Origin of the sequence: Acidisoma sp. S159, from assembly GCF_009766125.1 — a bacterium.
Classification (GTDB): domain Bacteria; phylum Pseudomonadota; class Alphaproteobacteria; order Acetobacterales; family Acetobacteraceae; genus Acidisoma.
In genome coordinates this window covers 127,801-153,286 of the sequence record NZ_LMUG01000002.1, presented here as the reverse complement: position 1 = coordinate 153,286, position 25,486 = coordinate 127,801, and the positions used below count along the sequence as shown (strand labels likewise).

The window sequence follows — 25,486 nt, the reverse complement described above, 5'->3', positions numbered from 1 at the left end:
CCTGTTACGTCCTTAGAGGGCGCGGTGGGACCCGGACATAAGCGCTCCGGGCCTCGACCGAACCGGTCAGTTGAAGGTCGCTGGGTTGTCCCATGTGCATGCGCCTCGGTTCAAGGCTCTGCAACTTACGCTTGCAAAGCTTTGACCATGGTGCTGCCGAGCGAGGCAGGGCTGTCGGCGATATGGATGCCGGCGGCGCGCATCGCATCCGTCTTGGCGGCCGCCGTGTCGCGCCCGCCGCTGATGACGGCACCCGCATGGCCCATGCGGCGGCCGGGAGGAGCGGTGGCGCCGGCGATGAAGCCGACGACGGGCTTACGGGTGCCACTGGCGCGGATGAACTCGGCCGCGACGATTTCGCTCTCGCCGCCAATTTCACCGATCATCACAATCGCTTGGGTCTCGTCATCTTCCAGGAACAGCGCGAGAACGTCCTTGAAGTCGAGGCCCTTCACCGGATCACCGCCAATGCCAACGCAGGTGCTCTGGCCGAGGCCGGCCGCCGTGGTCTGCGCCACCGCTTCATAGGTGAGGGTGCCGGAACGGCTGACGATGCCGATCTTGCCACGGCGGTGGATATGGCCCGGCATGATGCCGATTTTGCAGGCGTCGGGGGTGATGACGCCGGGGCAGTTCGGACCGACCAGAATCGACTTCGAGCCGCTCAGGGCGCGGTGCACTCTCACCATGTCGAGCACCGGGATGCCCTCGGTGATGCAGACGATGAGCTGCATCTCGGCGGCGATCGCCTCCAGAATCGAGTCGGCGGCGAAGGGCGGCGGCACATAGATGGCGCTGGCGGTGGCGCCGGTCTTCTCCCGCGCCTCGGCCACGGTGTCGAAGACGGGGAGGTCGATGTGGATCGAGCCACCTTTGCCAGGAGTCACGCCCCCGACGACCTTGGTGCCGTAGGCGATGGCCTGCTCGGAGTGGAAGGTGCCCTGGGCGCCGGTGAAGCCCTGGGTGATGACGCGGGTTTCGCTGTCGACGAGGATGGCCATGTTATGCGGCTTCCTTCACTGCGCGGACGACCTTTTGGGCGGCATCCGCGAGGTTGTCGGCCGAGATGATGGGCAGGCCGGACTTCGCCATGATCTCCTTGCCGAGGGCGACATTGGTGCCCTCCAGCCGGACGACCAGCGGCACGGTAAGCGAGACTTCACGGGCGGCGGCGATGACGCCCTCGGCGATCACGTCGCAGCGCATGATGCCGCCGAAGATGTTCACCAGGATCCCTTCAACATTCGGATCCGAGAGGATGATCTTGAAGGCCGCTGTCACCCGCTCCTTGGTGGCGCCGCCGCCGACATCGAGGAAGTTGGCCGGCGAGCCGCCATAGAGCTTGATGATGTCCATGGTCGCCATCGCGAGGCCGGCGCCGTTGACCATGCAGCCGATGGTGCCGTCCAGGGCAACGTAGCTGAGGCTGTGCTTATTCGCCTCAAGCTCCTTGGGGTCTTCTTCCTGCTCGTCCCGCAGCTCTTCAAGCTCGGGGTGGCGAAACAGGGCGTTGTCGTCGAAGGTCACCTTGGCATCGAGGGCGACGACATCGCCGGTCTTGGTCACCACCAGCGGGTTGATCTCGACAATGGCGCAGTCGAGTTCGACGAAGGCGTTGTACATGGCGAGCGTGAACTTGGTGAAGGCATTCACCTGCTTGCCGCTGAGGCCGAGGCCGAAGGCCAGGCCGCGTGCATGAAAGGCGGAGATGCCGGTCGCCGGATCAATCGCGACGCGAAGGATCTTCTCGGGCGCGTGCTCGGCGACTTCCTCGATCTCCATGCCGCCTTCGGTGGAGGCCATGATCAGGATGCGGGAAGTCGCGCGGTCCACGAGAAGCGAGAGGTAAAGCTCGCGGGCGATGTCGCAGCCAGCCTCGACATAGACGCGATGCACGGTGCGTCCGGCGGCGCCGGTCTGTTTGGTGACCAGCGTATGGCCGATCATGGCCTCGGCGGCCTCGCGCACTTCCTCGTGCGACTTGGCGAGGCGGACGCCGCCCTTACCCTCAGGCGCATCGGCGAAGCGGCCGGCGCCGCGACCGCCGGCATGGATTTGCGACTTCACGACGAAGACGGGGCCGGGCAAGCGCTGCGCAGCGGTCACGGCTTCCTCGGCCGTCCAGGCGACGTAGCCGTCCAGCACCGCGACGCCGCGCGCCTTCAGCAGGACTTTGGCCTGGTATTCATGGATGTTCATAAGTTCAGCCCACCAACTTCTTCGAGGCTTCGATCAAACCGCGCACACCTTCGCAGGACTTGTCGAAGGCCGCCTTTTCCGTCTCGTTCAGAGCGATCTCGACGATCCGCTCGACACCGCCGGCACCGATCACCACCGGCACGCCGACATAGAGATCCTTGATCCCGTATTCGCCGTTGAGGTTGGCGGCGCAGGGCAGCACGCGCTTCTTGTCCCTCAGATAGCTCTCAGCCATGGCGACGGCCGAGGCGGCGGGGGCGTAGAAGGCGCTGCCTCGTTCGAGCAGCTTGACGATTTCGCCGCCGCCGTGGGCGGTGCGGGCCACGATGGCGTCGATCTTTTCCTGCGTGGTCCAGCCCATCTTGATGAGGTCGGGAACGGGGATGCCGGCGACGGTGGAGTAGCGCACCAGCGGCACCATTGCATCGCCATGGCCGCCGAGCACGAAGGCCGTGACATCCTCGACCGAGACCTTGAACTCATCGGCGAGGAAGAGGCGGAAACGGGCGCCGTCCAGCACGCCGGCCATGCCAACGACCATATTGGGCGGCAGGCCGGATTTCTGCTGCATCACCCAGACCATCGCGTCGAGCGGGTTAGTGATGACGATGACAAAGGCGCCGGGGCAGTTGGCCTTGATGCCTTGCGCGACCTCGGCGATGACGCCGGCGTTCTTGGCGACCAGATCATCGCGCGACATGCCCGGCTGGCGAGGGAAGCCCGCCGTGACGATCACCACATCGGCGTCTTTGAGAGCCGCGTAGTCTGAGCCGCCGGTCATCTCGGCGTCGAAGTTATCGACCGCCCCCGACTGCCGGATGTCGAGCGCCTTGCCCGCAGCGACGCCCCCGAAGACATCGAAGAGCACGACATCGCCGAGCTCCTTGAGGCCGATGAGGTGAGCCAAGGTGCCGCCGATATTGCCTGCCCCGATGAGGGCAATCTTATTCCGGGCCATGAGGGTCCTTCCATGGGTTCGGGAAGCGGACGCGCGAGCGGGCCGCGGAATTGATCCTCGCGGCCCGAAAGGCGGGTTGTGCTAACGCAGATGTTGCACTGCCACAAGCTAGCAGGATGTTTAGGAACCGCCCTCTAACGCGCAGGTCTGGCCTGTCAAATGGGCGGGCTATCGTTACCCAATTAGGAACCAGAGACGGAACAGCGCTGTCTGCGCCAAAGTCTCTCGCCGCAAACCAGGCAGTCTTAGGGCACGCAGGCGTGCAGCGGCGCCGCCCGAAAGTGCTTTGGTCACGACCGAGAGGTCGCGGCGAGCAGCGGGGGAGAGCAGGCGGTCATCCCGCTGGAGGGCGCGGATATTGGCGCGGAATACGGTCATGAAGGCCCCGGGGCCTCGGCGCAGGGCGGCGATGGCGCGCTGTAGCGGCGGGCCGGCGGCACCGACCGCGTTTCCGCCGTGTTGCCGGTAGAGGATCACGCCGCGATCGTCGAGCAGGACGCGGCCACCGGCGGCGGTGACCATCAGGTAGCACCACCAGTCGTGCCAGGTTTCGGGCGGCGCGGTTGTCGCGGCGACCAGCCGGATCGCCGCGGCGTTCAGGATTACCGTGTTGCCGGTCGCGATGTTCTGGGTGAGGCTGGCCGGGAAGGCCGCCGGACCGAGCAGCGGCGCCGACAGTCCGCGACGGTTAAGCGTCTCGTCGACCAGCACCTGCCGGGCGCAGTAGAGCGCGGGGACTGCCTCAGGCACATCGCGGAGAGCGGCGAGGCCCCAGGCGAGTTTGTCGGGCAGCCAGATGTCGTCCTGATCCGCAAAGGCGATGTGAGGGAAGTCCTGCGCGCCCTTCAGCAGCGTCATGAAGCTGCGGAGGACGCCGAGATTGCCGCCCGGTTCCGTCAGTCTTCGGCAGCGTGGACCTAGCCGCTGGGTCCAGTCTTCCAAGACGGCGACTGTCTCGTCCGTGGAGCCGTCGTCGCGCCATAGCAGCAGCCAATCGGTTTCGCTTTGGGCGGCGAGGCTTGCGATGAGAGCGTCGAGGAAGCGGGCGCCGTTATAGGTGGAGAGCAGAATCGCGCAGACAGGCATCAGTTTCGGCCGTCTGGGCCTTTCAGCAGGCTGGCGACGGTGCGTTCAAGGCTTTCGCGCCAGGGCGGGAGGGTGACGCCGAAGGTGCGGGCGAGCTTGGTGTTGTCGAGCCGCGAATCGGCTGGGCGCCTCGCGGGTGTCGGCCAATCGGCGGTGCGGATGGCCTCGACTTCCGGGGATGGGCCGCCAAACGGCCCGGCGGCCGCGAACGTCGCGACGGCGAGGCCGTGCCAGGTGGTCTCGCCCGAACCGGTGGCGTGGAAGATGCCGCCGTATTCGGGCTTCCAGTCGGTTTTCGCGATGAGGGCGAGGATGTCGAGGATGGCGGTGGCGAGATCGGCCGCGGCGGTCGGGCTGCCCTTCTGGTCACCGACCACGCGCAGCTTTGGCAGCTTGGCGCCGGCGCCGAGCATGGTGCGGACGAAGTTCTTGCCGGTATCGGAATAGACCCAGGCGGTGCGCAGGATCACCGACCGGCCTCCAGCGGCAAGGACCGCTTCCTCGCCATCGCGCTTGGTGCGGCCGTAGGCGCCGGTCGGGTTGGTCGGATCGGTTTCGAGATAAGACGCGCCTTTGTCGCCATCGAAGACATAGTCGGTCGAGACATGGATGAAGGGAATGCCGGCTCCGGCGGCGAGGCGGGCGAGGGTTGCCGGGCCGTCCCGGTTCGCCCGTTGTGCGGCCGCCTCGTCCTGTTCGGCGGCATCGACCGCGGTATAGGCGGCGGCGTTGACGATGGCGGCCCAGGGGCGGCTGGCGAATGCTGCTTCCAGGCTTTCGGGATGGTCAAAGTCGAGTTCGGGGCGGCCGAGGCAGATCACGGCCATGTCGCGGGCGGGGGCTAGGCGGGCGAGGGCTTGCGCGAGTTGGCCGGCCGTGCCGGTGACGAGGATGGGGCCGAAGGTCATGGGTCAGGGCTCCTGGTCTCTCATCTCCCCTCCCTGGAAGGGAGGGGCCGGGGGTGGGTCATGCAGCCGAGACGTCGGCGGGTGCGGCGGCGAGCAGAACCCACCCCTAACCCCTCCCTTGCAGGGAGGGGACGACAAAGTGCCGCCTAGTAGGTGAACAGCTGACCCACGTCCCGGAATTTCGGCAGCACCTTGTCCTTGTCCGACAGCACCGCCTCGCCCGGCGCGACAGGCCAGGGCAGGGCCAGGTCCGGGTCATCCCAGATTACGCCTGCCTCGCAGACTTTGCTGTAGTCGCCGGTCACTTTGTAGAAGACCTCGGTATCCGGAACGAGTGTGCAGAAGCCGTGCAGGAAGCCGCCAGGTATCCAGAGCTGCTGCCAATTTTCGGCCGATAGCTCCGCCGCGACATACTGGCCGAAGGTCGGCGAACCCAACCGGGCATCGACCGCGACGTCCCAGATGGCGCCGCGCACCACGCGGACGAGCTTGCCCTGGACATGCGGATCGATCTGGCAGTGCAGGCCTCGGATGACGCCCTTCTGCCGCGACAGGCTGTGATTGTCCTGCACGAAAGGCCCGTCGATATCGGCCTCGACGGAGAGCTTCTTCGCGTTGAACGTCTCCGAGAAGAAGCCGCGGCTATCGCCGAATTTGTCCGGCGTGATGAGCAAAACCTCGGGGATGGCGAGGGCTTCGACCTTCATACTCATGCTCCTCAGGCGTGGCCGTCGGCGAGTTCGGCCAGCAGGCGGCCAAGTTCCGTTTTGCCGAGCTGCTTGGCATGGACCCGCAGCTGGTCGGCATCGATGAAGCCCTTGCGGAAGGCGACCTCCTCGGGCGAACCCACCAGCATGCCCTGGCGGGACTGGATGGTCTGCACGAAGGTCGCGGCCTGCATCAGGCTGTCGGGCGTGCCGGCATCGAGCCAGGCGGCGCCGCGGCCGAGCCTTTCGACATGCAGCGTGCCCTCCTGCAGGTAGATCTGGTTGAGATCGGTGATTTCGAGCTCGCCGCGCGGCGAAGGCTTGATCGAGGCGGCGATGTCGGTGACCCGCTTGTCGTAGAAATAGAGCCCGGTGACCGCCCAGTTGGATTGCGGCATCGCCGGCTTCTCGACGATCTCCACCGCGCGGCCGTCTTCATCGAAGCTCACCACGCCGTAGCGCTCGGGGTCGCGCACCTGGCAGGCGAAGACCGTGGCGCCCTCGGGCCGGGAGGCCGCGGCGCGGAGCAGGACCGAGAGATGCTCGCCGTGGATGAGGTTGTCGCCGAGTGCCAGAGCGCAGGCCTCGCCGCCAAGCCAATCCCGGCCGATGAGGAAAGCCTGGGCGATGCCGTCCGGCGAGGGCTGTTCGGCGAAGGTGAATTTCACCCCGAGGCGTGAACCATCGCCCAGCAGGCGCTTGAACTGCGGCAGATCGGCCGGGGTAGAGATGATCAGAATGTCTCGGATGCCGGCCAGCAGCAGACTCGACAGCGGATAATAGACCATCGGCTTGTCGTAGACCGGCAGGAGCTGTTTCGATGCCGCGAGCGTAATCGGATGCAGCCGCGTCCCCGAGCCGCCCGCGAGCAGAATGCCTTTCATGAATCTCGTACTTTCAAAATGCGAGTGGGGGGTCAGGCGCCGGCGTAGCGGGCGAGGTTAGGCGGCGGTGCCGAGACGCTGGCCGCCGTAGCGGCCGCCCCGAATGCCTTCCCACCAGTCGCGATGGGAGAGATACCAATCGATCGTGCGGGCAAGGCCGCGCTCGAAATCATGCTCGGCCTTCCAGGAGATCGCCGCCTCGGTGACCGTGGGGTCGATCTCGTAGCGAAAATCATGGCCGGGCCGGTCGGTCACGAAACGGATGAGGCGCGAGCGGGGGCCTTCCGGATCGGGCAGCCGGCGGTCGAGTTCGGCGCAGATCGCATGCACGACCTCGAGGTTGCTGCGCGGCTGGCGGGCGCCGATGCAGTACGTCTCGCCCGGCACGCCCTGCTCCAGCACCTTGACCAGGGCGACGGCGTGATCCTCGACGAAGAGCCAGTCGCGCTGGTTCGAGCCATCGCCATAGACGGGGAGCGCCTTCCCCTCCAGCGCATTGAGCAGAACCAGCGGGATCAGCTTCTCCGGAAACTGCCAGATGCCGTAGTTGTTCGTCGTATTGGAGACGAAAGCCGGCAGCCCATAGGTGTGGAACCACGCTCGCACCAGATGGTCGGAGGCGGCCTTGGAGGAGGAATAGGGGCTGCGGGGGTCGTAGGCCGTGGTTTCCCTAAAGGGCGGGTCGTTCTCCTCCAGCGCGCCGAAAACCTCATCGGTCGAGACATGGTGGAAGCGGAAGCGGTCGCGGGTCTCTCCCGTGAGGCCGGCATAATAGGCGCGGGCAGCTTCCAGAAGCGTAAAGGTGCCCATGATATTGGTGCGCATGAAATCCGCCGGGCCATCGATCGAACGATCGACATGGCTCTCGGCCGCAAGATGCATCACGGCGTCGGGCTTATGCGTGTCGAAGATTTCCCGCATCGCGGCGGCGTCTGCGATATCGGCGCGGACGAGCGTATGGCGGTTGCTGGTGAGAGCCTCCTCCAGCGCATCCTCGGAGGCGGCATAGGTCATGGCATCGACATTGATGACCGCGTGGTCGGTCTGGCGGATGATGTGGCGGATGACCGCCGAGCCTATGAAGCCGCAGCCGCCCGTTATCAGGAGACGCATCGTGTCGTAATCCATTCGGATAATGCGGCGGCAAACTGCCAGTCCGGGCCCGGTTGATCAACTCGAATGGTGGGCGGCAGCAGAGCAAGGACGAAAAGCCTCAATCCCGTGCGGCCAGCGGCTCTCACATACGTAGGAATCGCTTCTGTTGCGCTGCGGAATAGATCATTGTGACGGGAATGAAGACGCTTATCGGGATTTCCTGCTGCCAGAAACCTTTCGGCAAGTTCGAAATGCTCAACCATGCGGTTTCGGACACCTATGTCCGCGCGGTCGATGAGATCGTCGGTGGCATGGCGGTGCTGATCCCGGCGAATGGTGCCGAGTGCGACATCGCCTGCCTGCTGGCGCGGCTGGATGGTGTCATCCTGACCGGCAGTCCCTCCAACGTCGCACCTTGCCTCTATGGCGGCGAACCGCATCCGCCCGAGACGCCAGAGGATCGACGCCGCGATGCCGTGACGATGCCGCTGATCCGGCAGGCGATCGCAAGCGGCATGCCGCTGCTCGGGATTTGCCGTGGTTTTCAGGAAATGAACGTGGCGCTTGGCGGCAGTCTCCATCAGCGTTTGCAGGATCTGCCGGGCCGTATCGATCACTCGACGCCGATGCAGGCATCACCGCGTATCCGTCACGGCAAGGCGCATCCGATCAAGGTCGTCCCGGGGAGCTGGCTGCACCGGGTCGCGCAGGCCTCGGAAATCGCGGTGAATTCCTTGCATAACCAGGGGGTCGACCGTCTCGCTCCCGGCCTCGTGGTTGAAGGCGAGGCGCCGGACGGGACGATCGAAGCGGTGCGGCTGCGCGATGCGCCAGGCTTCGCGACCGGCATTCAATGGCATCCCGAATACGATTTCGACCGGGATCCGGTTTCTCGGCGCATCTTCGAATCATTCGGCGAAGCGGTGCGAGCCTATCGGGCAGGCAACCAAACCTTCGCCCAGGCGGCGGATTAGCGGTTTGCCCCCTCCCGAAGTGAGGGAGGGAAGCGCGTCAGCCCACGCAGATACGGCTAACCCCGCGCATTCGTCCGCATGCGTATCGGAGCGAGCCGCTGCCCCTCGCGTCCGATGAACAGGGCCACGTCGCCAACGTGTAGACGGGTGTCGAGCGGAGGTTGATCGACCGTGTCGCCGTCCTGCGATTTGAGGGCAACCACAATCATCGAGATCCCGGCGCGCTGCTCCGCCTCAGCCAAGGTCAGGCCGCGATAAGGACTCTCGGGCACCACGACCAGCCGGTGCAGGCTGAGGCCGAGATCGGCCAACACTTCCTCCGACTCCCGCCGCGCGCCCATGCCGCGGATCGGTGCCTGCACCGCGCCGGGCTCGCCGGCCAGGATCATCTGGGCGATGCGTTCGGCCCCAATCTGGGTCGGCATGACCACCCGGGTAGCGCCGGCCAGGCGCAGCTTGCTCTCAGTGGTTGCCGCCTCGCCCCGCGCGATGATCTCGATGGTCGGGCTCAGGCTGCGGGCCGTCAGCGCGATGAAGACGTTGACCGCATCGTCCGGCAGAACGGTGGCGAGGCAGCGGGCACGGTCGATCCCAGCCGTCAACAAAGCCGTCTCCTCGCTGGCGTCAGACTGGATGCAGAGGAATCCGGCATCGCGCGCCTCCGCGAATCGCCGGTCGCTGCGTTCCAGGATCACGAAGCGGGCGCCGTTGGTCGCGAGTTCTTGCGCCAGCATCAGGCCGATCCGCCCATAACCACAGATGATAATGTGGTTGGTCAGAGCGTCGATGTCGTTCTTCATGCGGCGGGTCCCGAAAAGCTGCTGGAACTGGGTAATCGTGATGAACTGGATCAGCGCGCCGGTCTGGAAAATCATGCCGGTACAGCCGAGCACGATGAGGAAGATCGTATCGGCGCGGAGGAACGGGGTGTTGACCGGCCGGATCTCGTCATAGCCCACGGTGAAGACCGTGATGACCACCATGTAGACGGCGTCCCACACGCTCCATCCAGCCACTATGTAGCCAGCCATGGCGATGCCGCTGACCGTTAGAACGAAAAGCGCGCCCAGAACCAGATTGCGCACGGATGAGCTTAGGAGGCGCTTCGTCCACGACCGTAGAGGCGCCGACCGCCGGTTTGTCTCGACTTGCTTGCCGGCCATGCGCCCCACGAATTGCTGCACCGCAGCGACTGTGGCGTTAGCGCGTGATCGGGTCCAACGAAATCCTCAAGGCATTTCAAGGCGTGTGGTGATGTCGGAGGCTGTAGTGCTGCTAACAGCAGCCCTCATGGCTCGGGGTCCAATGGATTCTCCGGCCAGTTGTGCCGGGGGTAGCGGCCGCGCATGTCGCGGCGGGCGTCGGCCCAGGCGCCACGCCAGAAGCCGGCGATGTCGGCGGTGATGGCAATCGGCCGGCCCGCCGGGGAGAGCAGTGCGAGGCGAAGCGGTATCCGGCCCTGCGCGAGCAACGGCGTCTCCGCCAAACCGTAGAAATGCTGAGCCCGCGCCGAGGCGAGGGGCACAGGCTCGGCATAGTCAATTGCCGCGCGGCCAGGGCCGAGCGCCAGATGCGACGGCAATTCGCGGTCGAGCCGCGCGCGCAGGCTCCAATCGAGGCGGCCGAGCAGCAAGGCGGCGAAGTCGAGCGAGGCGAGGTCACCGAGCCGCGTCAGCCCATGCAGATGAGGACCCAGCCAATCCGCCAGCGTCGCCGCCAGCGCCGTGTCGTCGCTTGCGGGCCACAACTCGGGTTCCAGGCCGTGCATCAGCCCAAGCCTCGCCTGAATTTGCCGGGCCGCATCGGTCCAGGGCAGCCGCGCGGGATCGCGGCGCACGGCTTCCAGCAGAGCAGCGGCAGCCTCGGCCGCGTCGGGCGGACCGCTGCGATCCTCCAGCACCAGGGCCCCGAGACGCCGCCGGCGTCGGGCAAGGATGCTGCCGGTTACGGGATCAAGTGTTGTCTCGACGGTTTCCGTCACCCGCCGCGCGAGCGCTGGCGGCAGGGCAGAAGGATCGAGCGGCGCGGCCATCCGGATGCGTGCGGAAGCCTTCATCTCCAGGCTCGCCACGGCAAGCAGAGAGGCGCGCGACAGCGGGTCATTCACCGGTAGCCGGGCGCCTCCGCCGCCTGACAGCCGGAAGGAACCGGGTTCGCCGCGCCGCTGCGCCAGGCGATCCGGAAAGGCGGCGGCGAGCAGCGGCGCCGGATCCCCGGCGGCGACGGCGTCCGCGCGGAGGCCGAGACGCCCGCGGTATTGTCGCGCGGCCTGGCGAATGCGGTGGAGCGTGCCGCGATCGGCCTCCGCGCCACCGGCGCCGGCCAAAGCCTCCAGCCGCAAAGTGACATCGGCCGGGGCCTCGATGCCGCGGATCGGGTCGCGCTCCTCCAGCAGCGCCGCGAGATCGGCGGCGAGGGCGCGGGCCTGAGGCGTTTCGGCCGCCAGCATCATCGCGGCGAGGCGGGGGTGGGCACCGAGAGCGCTCATCCGCCGACCGCTCGCGGTTATGGCACCGGTGTCGTCCAGCGCATCGAGTTCCGTGAGAAGAACGCGGGCGGCGGCGAGCGCGCCCGCTGGCGCCGGGTCCGGCAAGGGCAGGGCCTCGGGCGGCGTGCCCCAGGCGGCGCAGTTCAGGGTGAGGCCGGAGAGTTCCGCTTCGAGGATCTCCGGCTTGTCATAGGGGCGCAGGCCGCGCTGGGTCGCGGTGGTCCAGAGGCGGATCGCGAGACCCGGTGCTTGCCGCCCGGCGCGGCCGGCCCGCTGATCGGCGGCGGCACGGCTGACGCGCAGCGTCTCCAGCCGGGTGAGTCCGGTTCCGGCATCGAGACGCGGCGAGCGACGATAGCCGCCGTCAATGACGATGCGCACACCCGGCACGGTTAGCGAGGTCTCGGCGATGGAGGTGGCGAGCACTACGCGGCGGCGCTCACCGGGGCGGAGGGCGAGATCCTGCGTCGCGGGCGGCAGGTCGCCGTGAAGTGGCAGCACCGCCGCGTCGATGCCAGTGAGGGCTGCCTCTGTGCGGCGGATCTCGCCCATGCCGGGGAGGAAGGCGAGCAGGTCGCCGGGTGCCTCGGCCAGGGCCGCGCGGATCGCTCGCGCCATGGCCTCGGGCAGGTCCCGGAGATGCGGCAGGTCGCGTGGCTGGTGGCGGATTTCGACCGGATGAGCCTGCCCGGCGCTTTCGATGACTTCGGCGCTCATGAGGCTGGCGAGACGGGCGCCGTCCAGGGTTGCCGACATCGCGATGAGATGGAGGTCGGGCCTGAGCAGGCGCTGGGCATCCAGGCAAAAAGCCAGGGCGAGATCGGCTTCAAGCGAGCGTTCGTGGATCTCGTCGAGGATGACGACCGCGACGCCATCGAGCCCCGGATCGGCGAGCAGGCGGCGGACGAGGAGGCCGGTGGTCACGACTTCGACCCGGGTGGCGGCCGAGACCGCGCTGTCGATCCGGGTGCGGAAGCCGACGGTCTGGCCGACTGGCTCGCCGGTGAGGCTCGCCATTCGCGTGGCCGCGGCCCGGGCGGCGAGGCGGCGCGGTTCCAGCATGACGACGCGGCCCGCGGCGCCGATCGGGCTGCCGAGAAGGGCGAGCGGCACGGTCGTGGTCTTGCCGGCGCCGGGTGGCGCGACCAGCACGGCATTGGGTGTCCCCTCCAGCAAGGCGAGCAGGCGCGGCAGGGCTTCGACGACCGGCAGGTCGCGCGCCGCGAGCGGGAGAGATGTAAGGGTCATGGCGTTGCTGGTAGCAGGCTTCGCAGGCGCGTGTTGAGGAACGAAGGCGATCAGCTCGTTGGGTGGAAGCGCGGCATTGGCTTAATGTTAGTTTTCGTTAGTCAATTTTAACGAACGCTGCGGCACTTTGGGAGGCCGCCGTGCGGTAGAGCCGAACGTAGCGTGATGCCCGGCGACTTACGGAGAGCAGGACGTCATGGGCACATCGCTTGGTGGAGTCGGATCGCAGGGCACAGCTCAGGGCGCGACCGATCTGTCCTCCTCTCAGGTATTCCCCATGCCTGGCGTCAATGACGCCGTTACCGACATTCTCGGCTACGGAACGGGCTTGAAATTACTCACTCCAAAATCACAAGCCGGGTTTATGAAGGTTGCGCGAACTGCTTTCGAACATTGCGCAACGAACTTGCGGCCTGAAGCATGTTATGATCTTGGCACTGAAGGCCCGTTCTGGTTGCCGGGAATGTATTTGCGCGAACTCGATCAGTCGGCTGGATATATCGTGCAGTCTCCCAGGGACGCCGAACACCAGACGCAAAATGGTTTGCAGATTCGCCAAACACAGAGCGGCTATGCCGTCAGCTATGACGGCCGGCCGGTCGATTGGCAGTCCCCCTAGGCGAAGCCGGTCTATTCCGCGATGGACCGCCTCGCCCACATCTTGCAAAGCGATCCACAGCGCATGGTAGTGCCGTTACCGATCGCCAATTCGGCTCCAGCGCACGCCCTTCTCCCTAGCGATTTCGGGCAAGCGAAAACGCAGAGCCAGCGAAGCGAAGCCGAGGCTGGATCGACGGGCGGCAACTTACATGGAGAACGCGTGTCGTAGGCGAGGTGATTGGTGGAGCGCCCTTGGGCGGCGCAACGCCGCGCACAGTTTGCCGCGCACAGTTTATAGACCACCGTCTCTACACGGATTTTCGGCACAAAGTCTCGCTGAGCCGCCGACGGGCTACATTCTGGGTTACGGACCAAACTCGCGTTTGATTCTGCCGCATTCGCAGAGTTCATTCGAACTCTTCACGAGATTGGCTCTTCAAAGTTGTCAAAAACATTTGGTGAGGGGAGCATGTTACGATCTTGGCATGCTGTATAATTTCCCCTTGCCAAGCTTCTATTTGAGAGCACGGACGCACGGGGAATACTTCGTGCAGAGCTGGACCGATATCGAAAACCGCTCAGAGAAAGGCTTGCGGCTTTATGGGAAGCAAGGTCTCTATGCCGTGAGCTACGGAGGCCGTCCGCTCGATTGGCAATCGCCGGAGGCCAATCAGGTCAATACGGCGATGTTTTCCCTCGCCAAGGGGCTGGATTGGAGAAAACCGGAGATGACAGTCGCCTTGCCAATGACCGAATAGCCAATCCGCGACCTTCCTGCGCGCGACCGGGAAGGCGATGGCGAAAAAGCGCCGCAGCGCATAGACTCGGGTTCATGTATCGGCCCACCACGTTTCTGCCAGTCTTGGTCTTTGTCCTCGGTGCGCTCGGCGTCGCGCCGTCCCTCGCGGCGGAGAGTGCGGCCGCGGTCTCGGCAAGGGATCGTGTCAGCCTGGTCTCGGATGCTGACCAGGTATCCGCGGGCCAGGGCTTTCAGCTTGGTCTGCGATTCCAGCTTTCGCCGGGCTGGCATGTGTATTGGCAAAATCCCGGCGATGCGGGTCTGGCTCCGGCGATCTCGCTAAAGCTGCCGCCGGGGACAAAGGCCTCACCGTTGCGCTGGCCTGTGCCGACGCGGTTGGCGGAAGGGCCGGTGACGACTTACGGCTATGAGAAGGCGGTTCTGCTGCCCTTTGCGGTCACCCCGCCATCCTCCGCCACAGGATCGCTGCCGATCGATGCGAGCGTCAACTGGCTCGTCTGCCGGGACATCTGCGTGCCCGAAAGCGCGCGTTTCCGGCTCGATCTGCCGATCGGCGCGGCGACGACGCCCTCGCCTCAGGCGCCGCTTTTCGCGGCGGTGGAGCGGGACATCCCCAAGGCTTCGGATCTCCGTGCGTGGATCGCGCCGGATGGCACGCTCCGCCTGCGCGGCGCGGCTCTCGCAGGTAGCCGTATCGCCTCGGCCTATTTCTTTCCGGACACGCCCGGCCTCATCGACCATGGCGCACCGCAGCCGCTTGCCCAGCAGCCCGATGGTTTGAGCCTGACGCTCAAACCGGAGGCGGCGCTCGCGACGGCCAAGGAACTCGGGGGCGTTCTGACGCTTACGGATACTGACGGATCGACGCGTGGGTTAACGGTGATTGCCGCTCCTGGCACCCCTCCCGCCGTCTCCGCGCCTGTTGGCCAAGTGGGTGGGGCTACTGCCTCCGGTGCCTTAGCGGCAACTGGAACGGAGACTTCTGGTCTCTGGACGCTGCTGCTGGGCGCTTTGCTCGGCGGCCTGATCCTCAACCTGATGCCCTGCGTCTTTCCGATCCTCGCGATGAAGGCGGCGCATCTCGCGAAACTTAGCGGCGCGCGGAACGAGCGGCGGCGGGTGGTCGGCGAGGGGCTGGCCTATGGCGCCGGGGTGCTGCTCAGCTTCGCCGCCCTGGGTGGAGTCATGCTGACCTTGCGGGAGACCGGGCATCTTGTCGGCTGGGGCTTTCAGTTCCAGTCGCCGGTCTTCGTGGTGCTCATGGCTTGGCTACTTTTCGCGGTGGGGCTGAGCTTCTCCGGCGTTATCGCGCCGGGTGGACGCTGGGCGGGGTGGGGTCAGTCCTTCGCGGCACGGGGCGGCATCTTCGGCAGCCTCTGCACCGGCGTTCTGGCGGCGGTGGTGGCGACGCCCTGCACGGCGCCCTTCATGGGCGCGGCTATCGCGGCCGCGCTGTCGGGTCCGGCAGCGGCGGCCATGGCGATCTTCCTGGCGCTCGGCCTCGGTCTGGCACTGCCCTTCGTGGTCGTCAGCCTCGTGCCGGGGATCGGCCATCTGCTGCCAAAGCCGGGCGGGTGGATGGAGGTATTGCGCCAGGCGCTCGCCTTTCCGGTCTATGCGAGCGTGCTCTGGCTGGTTTGGGTCGCGAGCCGCGAGGGTGGCGATGACCTGTTGCTCGCGGCCGGGGGCGGGATGTTGCTTATCGCCTTCGCGGCCTGGGTCGCGCCGCTCGGCCGCCGGGTGGCGCCTGCTCTCGCGACCCTCGCGGTGATCGGGCTTCTGCCGGTGATGCTCGGGATGAGGTCCACGCCCTCCGAACGGCCGATGGCCTTGGCCAATGGCTCGGAGACCTTCTCGGGCGCCAAACTGGCAGCCTTGCGCGCGGCGGGACGGCCGGCTTTCGTGGACCTGACGGCTGCCTGGTGCGTGAGCTGCCTCGTGAATGAGCGCGTGGCGCTCGACCGCGCGGCGGTGCGGGACAGTTTCCGCCGCCAGGGAATCACCTATCTCGTCGGCGACTGGACGCGGGGCGATCCCGAGATCACCGCCTACCTCCGCGCGCATCGCCGCGACGGTGTGCCGCTCTATATTTTCTACCCCGCAGGTGGCGCGCCCGCCGTGGTGCTGCCGCAGATTCTAACGCCCCGCATAGTGCTGGATGCGATCGGCCAGAGAACCGGCTGAGGGGGCGGATTGGAGCGGGTAGCGGGAATCGAACCCGCACATTCAGCTTGGGAAGCTGACGGGCTACCACTACACCATACCCGCGCGGCGCCTCTCATATCCGCCCCGCGCGACGATTGCAAAGCTCTCGTTGACGGCACGGCCCGCGCCGCCTTATCCCTGGCGCCGGCATCGACATGCCCCTCGTGATTTGTCCGGCCGGATTGCGGCGAGGTTAAAGAAGCGCGCTAAAGAGGCCAGCTGCCCAGCGTTACGGGCCGCTGCATCCACGGCCGGGTTCTCGATCAGAGGCCCATGCGATGCCCGTCATCAAAAACCCCAAAGCACTCCGCCCCGCGACGCAGCTCGTCCATGGCGGCACCATGCGATCGCAGTATGGGGAGAATGCCGAAGCGCTCTTCCTGACCTCGGGCTTCGTCTACGACAATGCGGAGCAGGCGGAGGCCACCTTCAAGGGTGAGGTCAAGCACTACCAGTACACGCGCTTCGGCAATCCGACCGTGAACATGCTGGAGCAGCGGCTAGCCTTGCTCGAAGGCGCCGAAGCCTGCATCGCAACGGCGACAGGCATGGCGGCGGTTTCATCCTCGATGCTTTGCCACTTGAAGACGGGCGACCGGGTCGTGGCGGCGCGCGCGCTGTTCGGCTCCTGTCACTGGATCGTCTCCACCCTGCTGCCGCGCTACGGGATCGAAACCGTTTTCGTCGATGGTGCCGATCTGGCGCAGTGGCGAGAGGCTTTGGCGACGCCGACGCAGCTTGTCCTGCTGGAAACGCCCTCCAACCCGATGCTGGAGATCGTCGATCTTCCCGCAGTAGCGAAGCTATCGCATGCGGCGGGTGCGATTGTTGTCGTCGATAATGTTTTCGCGACGCCTTTGCATCAGCATCCGCTGGAGATGGGCGCGGATGTGGTGGTGTATTCCTGCACCAAGCATATCGACGGGCAGGGGCGGGTGCTTGGCGGCGCCGTTCTCGGCCGCAAGCAATGGATCGAGGAGGTGCTGCAGCCCTTTACCCGCAACACCGGCCCGGCCTTGTCGCCCTTCAATGCCTGGCTGCTGCTCAAGGGGCTGGAAACGCTGAGCCTTCGCGTCGATGCGGCCAGCCGCTCGGCCGAAGCACTGGCGCATTTCCTGGAGACCCGCTCTGAGGTTTCCAAAGTCTGGTACCCGACGCTGGCCAGCCATCCGCAGCGTGAGCTTGCGATGCGCCAGATGTCATCCGGTGGCACGCTGGTGACCTTCGAACTCTCAGGCGGCAAAGCCGAGGCGTTCCGATTTCTCAACGCTTTGAGCCTCATCGCAATCTCCAACAATCTAGGCGATTCGAAATCGCTCATCACGCATCCGGCGACGACCACGCATATGCGACTCGCCGTGGAGGAACGCGCGAGGCTGGGCATCACCGAGGGTGCGCTGCGTCTGTCGGTGGGACTCGAGGATGTCGCCGACCTGACTGAGGATCTTTCGCAAGCCCTGGACGCGCTGAAACGCTAGACTCGTTGACGCAACCTGCGATTGGAGCCGCGCATTGCCTCAGTGTTGAGACGACTGAGACGATCGCGCGGGGAGTAAATTCGACGTTGCGGATGGGCGAAGGGAAGACTGATTGTAGGTGCGCAGGGGCCAAGGTAAAGCTTTGCGATAGGCGTCGGCGCATTCCCCGGGCGTCTTAGCGCATAAACGGGACAGGCGGAATCGATGGCTGACGACTACACGGAAACAACCCGCGATATCTGCGTTCGGGTACGATCCTTCTATCTTGAGGATCAGTCTCAACCGGACGAAGGACGCTATGTCTGGGCGTATCGCGTCCGTGTCGAGAATCGCGGCAGTCAGGTCGTGCAGCTCATGCGCCGAACCTGGCGCATCACCAATGCGCTTGGCCGCGTGCAGCATGTTCATGGCGAAGGCGTGGTTGGCGAACAGCCGACGCTCGAGCCCGGCGAATCCTTCGAGTACACATCAGGAACGCCGCTCGACACGCCGAGCGGCTTCATGGTGGGCGACTACCACATGGTTTTACCGTCGTCCGGCGAATCTTTCGACGTGAGGATCCCGGCCTTCAGCCTCGACAGCCCCCACCAGAACACGCGCCTTCATTGAAGGCGCGTGTTGGCGCGCGCGAGGACGCCGCGTCAGGAACGCGGCACGGCGATTAGGTGGCTCGGGTATCGGGCGCGGCGGAAAGTGAGCGCCGCTTCGGCCCGAACCTCTTCGAGCTGATCGAAATGCTGTCCGTCGAGCGGTTTGAGGCGCGCATCGACGCCGACGAACCGGTAGCCTTCGCCAATGCCGTAGCTTGCGGCCGTTCCGAGGAACACGCCGTCGACCTCAATGATGTAGGACTGCCTCATCCTGTCGTCTCCCGCGCCGCATGGAATGCGGCGATTGCCTTGGCACTACATCGCCCGAGCCGGACCATAATGTCCTCAGAGCGTGGGTGCTCAAAATTTTTTGTGATCAATTAGATACGCGGCGTTTTTATTATATTTTATTGAAACTTGCCATAGCCACTCCGACCGTCGCATTCGCTTCCGGTTCAGCAATGATCTAGCCACTCTGGCGCTCAAGGGCAATGGGGGTGCCCCCGAGTTCACCGCAGTGTCATCCTCCTGCACCTTTCGTCTTAGCCGCGCAATTGGACCTTCGGATGCTCCTCAAACGTAGCTTCACGATCGCTGGCCACCGCACCAGCATCGCGCTGGAGGCCGAGTTCTGGGCCGTGCTGAACAGCTTCGCCATGCGTGACGGGCAAAGCTTGGCCTCGCTGGTGGCGGAGGTTGATGCGACGCGGGACCCGCGGCGCCCGCTGGCCTCGGCCTTGCGTCTATATGCGCTGGCTGCTGGCGGTCATCCGGCGGCCCGCTGAAGCACTGCGCGTTTCGGCGCGTCGAGTGGCCCTTGCAGGAGCAGGTCGAATGGCGCCGGAGGCGAGGCTGTTCCGTGAGGAGTTACCGTCACGCGCAGATCGCAGGCACCGCGAACGAGGTCGGCGGTGCCGGTGGCCGAAAGCGTGCCGGCCGGGCCTTCTGCTTTCAGGTTTCCGAGCCGCAACTCACCTTGTGAGACGGATGCCATGGCGTGAAGCGAAGTGAAGACGGTGTGGCCGCTCGAAAGGCCAGCCGCGGCGGGGCCGGTCGCGACATTGTTGCCGAGTTTGCCTAGGTCGATGCCAGAGAGCGTCGCCTCCCCGCTGCCAAAGGAGGCAGTGCCGTTCAGGCTGGAGAGCCACGCACCCAGACTGTAGCCCCGCGCCGTGCCGGAGAACTGCGCATCGACATTGCTCGCCGTGAGGATCGGCAGGGGCTCGATCGGCGTCGCCAGCTTGCTGTCCGCGAGGGTGAGTTTCACGGAAACGGCGGGCGGCACCCGTGCTTCCAGCCGGATCACCCCTGCCAAAGTGCCATCCAGCGCCGACGCGCGATGCAGTGTGACAAGGAGCGAGTCGTCGGCGATATCGGCATCCGCCACGACGTTCGTCGCAAGCGGCGTCAGCGCATCCACCACGCGATCAATAGTGAGGTGCAGCCGCGCCTGCCAGCCTCGCAGAAGCTCGGTCGGAATCGGCTCGTCCGGGTCGGGGTGCGGCCAAGGAAAGGTGTCTATCGCGAAGACGCCTGTGATGCCGCGCTCGTCCGGGGCATTGCTGTCCGCATCGCCGATCTGGCCGCTGCCATGCACCAGGCCGAGGCTGAAGGCGAGCGGCGCCAGCTTCCAGCTCGCGCCATTGACCGTCGCCTCGGCCACCATCGACAGCGAGCCTTCGCCGAGCCAGGTGGTGCCCGAGCCAAAGCCGAGGTCACGCAAGAAGCGGTCGGCATTGGGATGGCGCAGCGTGACGTTGCCGTGGCCGCTCATATGCGCCAGATCGATGATGGGCTGCGCCGAGAGCGCCAGATCCCCGACGCTCGCATTGACCGTGAGTGCTAGGCGGTTGGGCGCTCCGTTGGCGACCACGCTCGCGAGAAGCGGCGCGGACCAGAATCCGGCGGCACCGCGCAGGCGGGGCGGCACAAACGCCGATAGTCGATCCGCTGGCTGGGCGGAGACGATCAGCCGCACGCCGTCCATTTTGCCGCTCGAATCCATCGCGCCAGAACCGACGAACTGCACTCCCGCGATCCGGCCGCCCAGCTGGCGCAGCACGAGCTTGCCACCTGCAACCGAAAGATCGACCAGCGCGTGGTCAATCGCGGTGTCGCCGAGCCAAGCCTGCCGCGCGGAGAGGCGGAGGTCGGCGGTGACGCCGGTGATCGCATGGGCCAAGGTTTCCGGCTTCGGCGGAGCGTCCCACCAGGCCTGCGGTAGCCAAAGGCCGAGGTCCAGCTTGCCGAAATCGAGCGCTCCCGCCACCGAGGGATGGGTGCCATTTAGGATCGACAAGCCGCCCGTCACGAGGGTGTCGTTCATCCGCCCGGTGATCGAGGTCGCGACCATCTGCCCGCTCGACAGGCGCAAATCGCCCGCCACATCCAGGCTGTCGAGTGCCGTCGCGATGGCGCCGGTTTCGGGCAGGAGCTGCGCCTGGGTCAGCCAATGTAGCGTCGCGGCGGGCGAGGGTGCGGTGACTTGCGCCTTGCCGAGAAAAACCGCGGTGGCCGGATCGTAGTATCCGGCGAGGTTGACGAGGCTTTCGCCGGGCAGGCTCGCTGTCGCGTTGTCGATCCGCAACCGGCCGCCCGTGGTCTCGAAATGTAGAGCGACGCGGCGCAGCAATCCGCCGCCATAGGTCGCCGCGTCGGCGGTGAAATCGACCTTGAGCGGTAGGGGCGGTGCCGGATTCTTCTGTACGGCGAGTGCCCAGGGCTCGATGTCGATCAGCGGTACGTGAAGCCGCAGTTCGATGGGGGTGGCCGAGCCGCCGGCGCCGCGGAGACGGCGGGGCAGCGCGAACCGCAGGGCGCCGGTGGCCGCCGTGGTACCGAGCACGAGCGCGAGATCGTCGACCCGAAGTCCCTCGCGATCCGCTCTCAGCGTGCCGGCAGCCTCGAAAGGCTGTTGCGGCGTCGGCAGGAGGTCCGCGAGGTCATCGCCATGGGCCGTGAGGCGGCCGGCGATCTTGCTGTCGCCGCGCATGGCACCGGTGAAGACAAAGCTGGTGGCCGGGCCGTTGATACTGTCCGCGCCAATCGCGAGCGGCGCGCTGCCATCGCTCATCGGCCAGGATAGCGCGAGCGATAGGTTCCACGGCCGGCCGGCAAGCGTCGCACGGCCATCAACCTGCAGCGCGGCCGAAGGACCCCCGGTAGCGACGGTGAAGGAGGCATCCTCGATCTGCAGCGGTCCGACCAGGATTCGGCCATGGCTGACCTCAGCGGAAAGCGATGCGAGCCAAGGCGGCGGCTCGAGTGAGAGCGGGCCGCGCGGCAGCGGCCAGGGCAGGCGGATGTCGGGCCGGTCCAGTGCGACATGAGTGACATCGAGCCGGCCGGTCAGCAGGGCGCCCAGCGATAGGCTCATCGTCAGGTCATGGGCGGACATGCGGGTGCCGTCGCCGTTGTCCCGCACTTCGACTTGTTCGGCGGTGACCGAAGGCTGCGGGAGCAGGCTGACGCGGATCGGGCCGCTGATGCGGACATCGCGGCCGACGAAGCCGCTGGCCGCCGCCTCGATCGCGGCGCGGTGCAATTGCCAGTCGAAGAGCGGCGGGAGCAGCCAGAGGATGGCGAGAGACACAACGAGGGTCGCCGCGAGCAACGGCACCAGCCGTGGGCGGAATGCCTGCCGGCGGCGCTTCGCGGGCGCCTTCATGCCGGATCCGCTCAAGGGGGCGTCTCTGAAACCGCGCCGAAACCGCCGCCACCCGGCGTCGCGATTCCGAGGATATCGCCGGGCCGCAACTCGATCCGGTCGCGGCCGGCGAGTGGCAGATTCTGGCCACCGCGCTCAACCCACTGGTCACCGGTAGCACCCGGATTGCCGCCCGCGAGACCGAAGGGGCCTTCGTGCCGGCGGGAAGCCACGATCACAGCGGTCATCGGTTCGAGGAAACGCAGGCGCCGTACCACGCCATCACCGCCGCGCCATGCGCCGTCGCCACCCGATCCTGGGCGGAGGGAGAAGCTCTCCAGGCGCACGGGGAAGCGCAGTTCCAGCACCTCGGGGTCGGTCATTCGCGTATTCGTCATGTGGGTCTGCACAGCGCTGCTTCCATCGAAGCCCGGTCCTGCGCCGGAGCCGCCGCAGATCGTCTCGTAATACTGGCGGCGCGCATCTCCGAATAGGAGGTTGTTCATAGTGCCTTGTGCGGAGGCACAGGCGCCAATCGCGCCCAAAAGAACATTGGCCACCGCCTGGCTGACCTCGGTATTGCCGGCCACCACCGCCGCACCAGGCCTCGGCGCCAGGAAGCTGCCCGTCGGGATGAGGATGTCGAGCGGCTCAAGGCAGCCATCGTTGAGCGGGATCTCCTCCGCCACCAGGCAGCGGAAGACATAAAGGACAACGGCGCGGGTGACGGCCGGCGGGGCGTTGAAGTTCCCGGGGCTCTGGGTGCCGGTGCCGGTGAAGTCGATGGTGGCGCGTCGGGCAGCGCGATCGACGCGGACAGCGACGCGCAGAGGCGCACCGTCCTCCATGGTGAGCGCAAAGTCGCCGTCGTCGAGGCGGTCGATCACCCAGCGAACTGCTTCCGCGGCATTGGCGCGAATGTGCGCCATGTAGGCGGTGACAGTCGCCCAGCCCCATTCGGCGATGACCCGCGCCATTTCGGCGGCCCCCGCATGATTGGCCGCGATCTGTGCCGCGATATCGGCGAGGTTCACATCCGGACTGCGGGCGGGATGGGGGTTGTTAGTGAGCAACGCGCGAAATTCCTCCTCCCGCATCGCGCCACCGGAGACGATGAGGAAATCGTCGATGACGACACCCTCCTCGGCCAGGGTAGTGGAATCCGAGGGCGTCGAGCCCGGCGTGGTGCCGCCGACATCGGCATGGTGGCCACGATTGGCGAGGAAATAGCGGATCGTCTGTCCCGCCTCGTCGAAGACGGGCGTGATGACAGTGATATCCGGCAGATGCGTGCCCCCGGCATAGGGGTCGTTAAGGGCCACGACATCGCCCGGCCGGAATGTGGCGCCGCGCCGCGCAATGATGTGCCGCACGCTTTCGCCCATGGCGCCGAGATGCACGGGGACATGCGGCGCGTTCGCGATCAGCCGGCCCTCGGCGTCGAATAGAGCGCAACTGAAGTCGAGCCGCTCCTTGATGTTGACGCTTAGCGCGGACTGACGGAGCACGATGCCGGCATGCTCCGCGACCCCCATGAAAAGGTTGTTGACGAGTTCGAGGAGCACGGGGTCAGCGGTCTGCCGTTCCATCTGGGCGGGCGCCAGCCTGGGCGTCTCCGATTCGTCCCGTTCCAGGACAAGGTGGCCGTGGCCGGTAACCCTGACGCGCCATCCAGGCTCGACCATGGTTGTCGCGGTGTCGTCGAGGATGAGGGCGGGGCCGGATAGCAGGTCACCGCGCCTCAGAGCGTCGCGCGCGAAAACCGGCGTGTCGTGCGACGCACCCTGGGTGAAGACGGTGACGCGATCACTCGGCTCCGGAACCTCGCCCGCGGCGCGCGCGGGCCATGGGGCTTCTTCGATCGTGGGAGCGGGTGCGGTTGCTTCCACTGTGAGGCTCTCGACAACGAGCTGGCGGGGCGGGGCGGGGAAGGCGAAGCGCGCCTGATGCTCCGCCGCAAAGCTCGCGCGCATCGTGTCTGCATCAGCGAAGGGCACACGAAGCGGCGCGTCTGTGCCGTCCAGTCGCAGTTCAGCGGTGGCGGTCGCCGTGATGGCTTCGGCCGCAAGTCCCTGGGCCGTAAGCGCTCCTCGCGCGGTCTCCTCCAGGCTGCGCCGCAAAGCCTGGGCCGCCGCTAAACCGGCCTCGTCGAGGTGCCGCTCAACTGCCTGGGTCCGGATCGCAGAGGGTTGGGCGAGGCCGATGCCGTAGGCGGAGAGAACGCCAGCCTGGCGATGAATGAAGATGCGGCACATGCCGAGCGCCTCGGCGACCAGGCAGGCGTGCTGACCGCCAGCGCCACCAAAGCAGGCGAGGGTGAAAGCGGCGACGTCCCGACCTCGTCGCGTGGAGATCTCGCGGATGGCGCGAGCCATATGCGCGACAGCGATGCGGATATAGCCCTCCGCGACCGTATGGGCGTCTTGGGCGCCGCCGGTGGCTTTGCCGACGCGGGTCGCGAGGTCGGCGAAGGCTTGTTTTGTGGCTGCCGCGTCTAGCGGAAGATCGCCGTTGGGGCCGAAAATCACTGGAAAATAGGCGGGCTGGATTTTGCCGAGCAACACATTGGCATCGGTGACGGTCAGCGGTCCGCCGCCCCGGTAGCAGAGCGGTCCCGGATCCGCGGCGGCCGAGTTCGGTCCCACCGTCATGCGCGCCCCGTCGAAGCCGAGGATCGAGCCGCCGCCCGCCGCGACCGTGTGGATCGCCATCATCGGGACCTGTAGCCGGACACCAGCAACCTCGGTCTCCGTCGCCCGCTCGAAGGTGCCCGCATAGAGCGCGACATCGGTCGATGTGCCGCCCATATCGAAGCCGATGACACGGTCGAAGCCCGCCGCCTCTGCCGTGCGCGCGGCGCCGACTATTCCGCCTGCGGGGCCGGAAAGGATCGCGTCCTTGCCCGCAAAACTCCGGGCCTCGGCAAGGCCGCCATGGGATTGCATGAAGAACAGCGGCACCCCCGGCAGCGCTGCCGCCACCCGGTCGACGTATTGTCGGAGCACTGGCGAGAGGTAGGCGTCGGCCACCGCCGTCTCGCCGCGCGGGACGATGCGGAGCAATGCGCCGACCCCGTGGCTCGTCGAGATCTGGGTGAAGCCGGTTGCAGCAGCGAGCCGCGCGACGGCCGCTTCCTGTGCAGGATGCGCCCAGGCATGCATCAAGACAATCGCGACGGCGGTCAGCCCGCGCGCCCGGGCAGCCCCCAGTCCCGCGGCAACCATGGCTTCATCGAGCGGTGCGATCTCTCGACCACTGGCGTCGAGGCGCCTGGAAATCTCCAGCACCTCCGCGTGCAACGGCGGAGATCGCCGAATATCGAGGTCGAAAAGGCGAGCGCGCGCCTGGTTGCCGATGCGCAACAGATCGCCCAGGCCAACATTGGTGACCAGCAGGACCGGCTCGCCCCTGCGTTGCAAAAGCGCGTTGGTGGCGACCGTGGTGCCCATGCGGACCTCCGCGACCCGATCCGCCGGGATCGCGTCTTGCGCGCCGAGGCCGAGCACCTGACGGATGCCCGCGAGCGCGGCATCGTGATAGCGGCCGGGATTCTCGCTCAACAGCTTGACTGCGGAGATGTGCCCGGCGGCATCACGCGCGACGATGTCGGTGAAGGTGCCGCCGCGGTCGATCCAGAACCTCCAGCCGGTCATCCACACT

20 protein-coding genes, 1 tRNA gene and 1 riboswitch are annotated in these 25,486 nt (G+C 66.4%); of the genes, 7 read left to right on the top strand and 14 right to left on the bottom strand.

All coding sequences use genetic code 11. The features are described 5' to 3' along the window. Positions 1-125: 125 nt before the first annotated feature. The 8 genes from sucD to rfbB form a co-directional block, all read right to left on the bottom strand. On the bottom strand, positions 126-1,001 hold the full coding sequence (sucD, locus tag GSQ92_RS00930; protein WP_158801018.1) for a succinate--CoA ligase subunit alpha: 876 nt from the start codon (positions 999-1,001) through the stop codon (positions 126-128). 1 nt (position 1,002) lies between these two features. Next, positions 1,003-2,199 (bottom strand): ADP-forming succinate--CoA ligase subunit beta, encoded by a 1,197-nt coding sequence (sucC, locus tag GSQ92_RS00925; RefSeq protein WP_158801017.1) that lies wholly within the window; start codon positions 2,197-2,199, stop codon positions 1,003-1,005. Positions 2,200-2,203: 4 nt separating this feature from the next. Further along, positions 2,204-3,157: a malate dehydrogenase gene (gene mdh / locus GSQ92_RS00920; protein WP_159012830.1), complete on the bottom strand. Its 954-nt coding sequence runs from the start codon at positions 3,155-3,157 to the stop codon at positions 2,204-2,206. A gap of 174 nt (positions 3,158-3,331) precedes the next feature. Beyond that, positions 3,332-4,243, bottom strand: a complete 912-nt coding sequence (locus GSQ92_RS00915) for a glycosyltransferase family 2 protein (RefSeq protein WP_158801015.1) — start codon at positions 4,241-4,243, stop codon at positions 3,332-3,334. Continuing rightward, positions 4,243-5,151: a dTDP-4-dehydrorhamnose reductase gene (gene rfbD, locus GSQ92_RS00910; protein ID WP_158801014.1), complete on the bottom strand. Its 909-nt coding sequence runs from the start codon at positions 5,149-5,151 to the stop codon at positions 4,243-4,245. Before rfbD ends, GSQ92_RS00915 begins: the two co-directional genes overlap by 1 nt. Before the next feature lie 146 nt (positions 5,152-5,297). Further along, positions 5,298-5,858 carry a dTDP-4-dehydrorhamnose 3,5-epimerase gene (gene rfbC / locus GSQ92_RS00905; RefSeq protein ID WP_158801013.1) on the bottom strand — a complete coding sequence of 187 codons (561 nt, stop codon included), beginning with the start codon at positions 5,856-5,858 and terminating at the stop codon, positions 5,298-5,300. An 11-nt stretch (positions 5,859-5,869) separates the two neighbouring features. After that, positions 5,870-6,742, bottom strand: coding sequence for a glucose-1-phosphate thymidylyltransferase RfbA (gene rfbA, locus GSQ92_RS00900; protein ID WP_158801012.1), 873 nt, complete (start codon positions 6,740-6,742; stop codon positions 5,870-5,872). 57 nt (positions 6,743-6,799) lie between these two features. Further along, a complete protein-coding gene (gene rfbB / locus GSQ92_RS00895; protein WP_159012829.1) occupies positions 6,800-7,855 on the bottom strand; it encodes a dTDP-glucose 4,6-dehydratase in 1,056 nt (351 codons plus the stop codon). A 179-nt stretch (positions 7,856-8,034) separates the two neighbouring features. On the opposite strand from rfbB, the gene GSQ92_RS00890 reads away from it, so the two are divergent. Further along, positions 8,035-8,811, top strand: coding sequence for a gamma-glutamyl-gamma-aminobutyrate hydrolase family protein (locus GSQ92_RS00890; RefSeq protein WP_158801010.1), 777 nt, complete (start codon positions 8,035-8,037; stop codon positions 8,809-8,811). Between the two features lie 56 nt (positions 8,812-8,867). On the opposite strand, the gene GSQ92_RS00885 is transcribed toward GSQ92_RS00890, so the two are convergent. Together GSQ92_RS00885 and hrpB are read right to left on the bottom strand one after the other, a co-directional pair. After that, positions 8,868-9,896, bottom strand: a complete 1,029-nt coding sequence (locus GSQ92_RS00885) for a TrkA family potassium uptake protein (RefSeq protein ID WP_158801009.1) — start codon at positions 9,894-9,896, stop codon at positions 8,868-8,870. A 203-nt stretch (positions 9,897-10,099) separates the two neighbouring features. Continuing rightward, positions 10,100-12,547 (bottom strand): ATP-dependent helicase HrpB, encoded by a 2,448-nt coding sequence (gene hrpB, locus GSQ92_RS00880; RefSeq protein ID WP_158801008.1) that lies wholly within the window; start codon positions 12,545-12,547, stop codon positions 10,100-10,102. Positions 12,548-12,743: 196 nt separating this feature from the next. On the opposite strand from hrpB, the gene GSQ92_RS00875 reads away from it, so the two are divergent. The 3 genes from GSQ92_RS00875 to GSQ92_RS00865 all read left to right on the top strand — a co-directional run bounded on the left by GSQ92_RS00875 (position 12,744) and on the right by GSQ92_RS00865 (position 16,091). Then, positions 12,744-13,166 (top strand): hypothetical protein, encoded by a 423-nt coding sequence (locus GSQ92_RS00875; RefSeq protein WP_158801007.1) that lies wholly within the window; start codon positions 12,744-12,746, stop codon positions 13,164-13,166. Positions 13,167-13,695: 529 nt separating this feature from the next. Then, the gene (locus GSQ92_RS00870) at positions 13,696-13,905 is read left to right on the top strand and encodes a hypothetical protein (RefSeq protein ID WP_159012828.1); all 210 of its coding nucleotides are present in this window, start codon (positions 13,696-13,698) and stop codon (positions 13,903-13,905) included. A 74-nt stretch (positions 13,906-13,979) separates the two neighbouring features. Further along, positions 13,980-16,091, top strand: a complete 2,112-nt coding sequence (locus tag GSQ92_RS00865) for a protein-disulfide reductase DsbD domain-containing protein (protein ID WP_158801005.1) — start codon at positions 13,980-13,982, stop codon at positions 16,089-16,091. Between the two features lie 10 nt (positions 16,092-16,101). Here GSQ92_RS00865 and GSQ92_RS00860 read toward each other — a convergent pair. Next, positions 16,102-16,175, bottom strand: a tRNA-Gly gene (locus GSQ92_RS00860). 88 nt (positions 16,176-16,263) lie between these two features. Continuing rightward, positions 16,264-16,343: riboswitch (SAM riboswitch) on the top strand. Between the two features lie 47 nt (positions 16,344-16,390). Between GSQ92_RS00860 and metZ the strand changes: the two genes are divergently transcribed. Beyond that, complete coding sequence (gene metZ, locus GSQ92_RS00855) at positions 16,391-17,590, top strand: O-succinylhomoserine sulfhydrylase (protein WP_159012827.1); 1,200 nt, start codon at positions 16,391-16,393, stop codon at positions 17,588-17,590. 204 nt (positions 17,591-17,794) lie between these two features. Further along, the gene (gene apaG / locus GSQ92_RS00850) at positions 17,795-18,199 is read left to right on the top strand and encodes a Co2+/Mg2+ efflux protein ApaG (RefSeq protein ID WP_158801003.1); all 405 of its coding nucleotides are present in this window, start codon (positions 17,795-17,797) and stop codon (positions 18,197-18,199) included. A gap of 32 nt (positions 18,200-18,231) precedes the next feature. Here apaG and GSQ92_RS00845 read toward each other — a convergent pair whose 3' ends face one another. Continuing rightward, positions 18,232-18,450 carry a hypothetical protein gene (locus tag GSQ92_RS00845; protein ID WP_158801002.1) on the bottom strand — a complete coding sequence of 73 codons (219 nt, stop codon included), beginning with the start codon at positions 18,448-18,450 and terminating at the stop codon, positions 18,232-18,234. A 296-nt stretch (positions 18,451-18,746) separates the two neighbouring features. Here GSQ92_RS00845 and GSQ92_RS00835 point away from each other — a divergent pair, with 296 nt between their 5' ends. Continuing rightward, entirely contained in the window at positions 18,747-18,965 is a 219-nt protein-coding gene (locus tag GSQ92_RS00835; protein ID WP_158801000.1) for a ribbon-helix-helix domain-containing protein, read from the top strand. Here the strand turns inward: GSQ92_RS00835 and GSQ92_RS00830 are convergent. Both GSQ92_RS00830 and GSQ92_RS00825 read right to left on the bottom strand, forming a co-directional pair. Next, complete coding sequence (locus GSQ92_RS00830; protein WP_158800999.1) at positions 18,947-21,847, bottom strand: AsmA-like C-terminal region-containing protein; 2,901 nt, start codon at positions 21,845-21,847, stop codon at positions 18,947-18,949. The two genes, GSQ92_RS00835 and GSQ92_RS00830, sit on opposite strands and share 19 nt — an antisense overlap. Positions 21,848-21,858: 11 nt before the next feature. Next, positions 21,859-25,479: a hydantoinase B/oxoprolinase family protein gene (locus tag GSQ92_RS00825; protein WP_158800998.1), complete on the bottom strand. Its 3,621-nt coding sequence runs from the start codon at positions 25,477-25,479 to the stop codon at positions 21,859-21,861. Positions 25,480-25,486 lie beyond the last annotated feature (7 nt).